This window comes from Exiguobacterium sp. SH31 (assembly GCF_001816105.1).
Classification (GTDB): domain Bacteria; phylum Bacillota; class Bacilli; order Exiguobacteriales; family Exiguobacteriaceae; genus Exiguobacterium; species Exiguobacterium aurantiacum_A.
The window spans coordinates 22,501-24,541 of sequence record NZ_LYTG01000069.1; the positions used below are offsets into that span (position 1 = coordinate 22,501).

Genomic DNA, 2,041 nt, shown 5'->3' on the forward strand with positions numbered 1-2,041 from the left:
AACCGAAGCCCCAGTAAACGGCGGCCGTAACTATAACGGTCCTAAGGTAGCGAAATTCCTTGTCGGGTAAGTTCCGACCCGCACGAAAGGCGTAACGATTTGGGCACTGTCTCAACGAGAGACCCGGTGAAATCATAGTACCTGTGAAGATGCAGGTTACCCGCGACAGGACGGAAAGACCCCATGGAGCTTTACTACAGCCTGATATTGAGGCTTTGTACGCGATGTACAGGATAGGTGGGAGTTTGTGAAGCCGGAGCGCCAGCTTCGGTGGAGACATCCTTGGGATACCACCCTTTGCGTATAGAGTCTCTAACTCGCAGCCGTGATCCGGCTGGAGGACCGTGTCAGGCGGGTAGTTTGACTGGGGCGGTCGCCTCCTAAACAGTAACGGAGGCGCCCAAAGGTTCCCTCAGAATGGTTGGAAATCATTCGCAGAGTGCAAAGGCAGAAGGGAGCTTGACTGCGAGACCTACAAGTCGAGCAGGGACGAAAGTCGGGCTTAGTGATCCGGTGGTTCCGCATGGAAGGGCCATCGCTCAACGGATAAAAGCTACCCTGGGGATAACAGGCTGATCTCCCCCAAGAGTCCACATCGACGGGGAGGTTTGGCACCTCGATGTCGGCTCATCGCATCCTGGGGCTGGAGTAGGTCCCAAGGGTTGGGCTGTTCGCCCATTAAAGCGGTACGCGAGCTGGGTTCAGAACGTCGTGAGACAGTTCGGTCCCTATCCGTCGTGGGCGCAGGAAATTTGAGGAGAGCTGTCCTTAGTACGAGAGGACCGGGATGGACGCACCGCTGGTGTACCAGTTGTTCCGCCAGGAGCATCGCTGGGTAGCTACGTGCGGACGGGATAAGTGCTGAAAGCATCTAAGCATGAAGCCCCCTCCGAGATGAGATTTCCCTTTGAGCAATCAAGAAAGACCCCTCAGAGACGATGAGGTAGATAGGTCATGGGTGGAAGCACGGCGACGTGTGGAGCTGAATGATACTAATCGGTCGAGGCTTTGATCTAGAAACGGTTTGAACTTGATGAGTCTTCAGTTTTGAGAGAGTAATCTTTCAAAAAAAGTTTGACATTATGTAAAAATAATGTTAATCTCATATATGTCTGGTGGCGATAGCGAAGCGGCCACACCCGTTCCCATGCCGAACACGGAAGTTAAGCGCTTCAGCGCCGAAAGTAGTTGGGGGTCTCCCCCTGTGAGGATAGGACGTTGCCAGGCATACATATCGGAGGATTAGCTCAGCTGGGAGAGCACCTGCCTTACAAGCAGGGGGTCGGCGGTTCGATCCCGTCATCCTCCACCATTTACACCTGCCGGTGTAGCTCAGTTGGTAGAGCATCTGACTTGTAATCAGAGGGTCGAGGGTTCAAATCCTTTCGCCGGCACCATTTTTTAAAAAGTCTACCGCACTAATTATACCTTGCCGGGGTGGCGGAATTGGTAGACGCACAGGACTTAAAATCCTGCGAGGGTTTCCTCGTGCCGGTTCAAGTCCGGCCCTCGGTACCATCTATATATCCCATTGGGAATCATTCGTCTCGCACCCTTAGCTCAGCTGGATAGAGCGTTAGACTACGAATCTAAAGGCCGGGAGTTCGAATCTCTCAGGGTGCACCATGTATAACGGGAAGTAGCTCAGCTTGGTAGAGCACTTGGTTTGGGACCAAGGGGTCGCAGGTTCGAATCCTGTCTTCCCGACCATCATAACTTTTGGGGCCTTAGCTCAGCTGGGAGAGCGCCTGCCTTGCACGCAGGAGGTCAGCGGTTCGATCCCGCTAGGCTCCACCAATTCTTTAACTGACGAACTTTGAAAACTGAACGATGAGGCAAAAAAAGTTTTACAAGTTTTGAATGAAGCGCAAGCTTCGTCATTTTCAAGAGCTATATCAAATTCTTTGGAGAGTTTGATCCTGGCTCAGGACGAACGCTGGCGGCGTGCCTAATACATGCAAGTCGAGCGCAGGAAATCGACGGAACCCTTCGGGGGGAAGTCGACGGAATGAGCGGCGGACGGGTGAGTAACACGTAAAGA

The 2,041-nt window shown here is 53.0% G+C and carries 6 tRNA genes and 3 rRNA genes (1 of these 9 cut by a window edge); all 9 read left to right on the forward strand.

The annotated features are described in order from the left end of the window. Positions 1-1,016, forward strand: a 23S ribosomal RNA gene (locus tag A6395_RS10115) (it extends 1,898 nt beyond the left edge of the window). A 95-nt stretch (positions 1,017-1,111) separates the two neighbouring features. Further along, positions 1,112-1,227, forward strand: a 5S ribosomal RNA gene (gene rrf, locus A6395_RS10120). Between the two features lie 9 nt (positions 1,228-1,236). Continuing rightward, positions 1,237-1,312 (forward strand) — tRNA-Val (locus A6395_RS10125). Positions 1,313-1,321: 9 nt separating this feature from the next. Next, a tRNA-Thr gene (locus tag A6395_RS10130) sits at positions 1,322-1,397 on the forward strand. 34 nt (positions 1,398-1,431) lie between these two features. Further along, positions 1,432-1,518 (forward strand) — tRNA-Leu (locus tag A6395_RS10135). Between the two features lie 31 nt (positions 1,519-1,549). Further along, positions 1,550-1,626 (forward strand) — tRNA-Arg (locus tag A6395_RS10140). Between the two features lie 7 nt (positions 1,627-1,633). Continuing rightward, positions 1,634-1,710, forward strand: a tRNA-Pro gene (locus tag A6395_RS10145). Between the two features lie 11 nt (positions 1,711-1,721). Then, positions 1,722-1,797: transfer RNA gene (locus A6395_RS10150), tRNA-Ala, on the forward strand. Between the two features lie 104 nt (positions 1,798-1,901). Further along, a 16S ribosomal RNA gene (locus tag A6395_RS10155) occupies positions 1,902-2,041 on the forward strand; the annotation flags it as partial.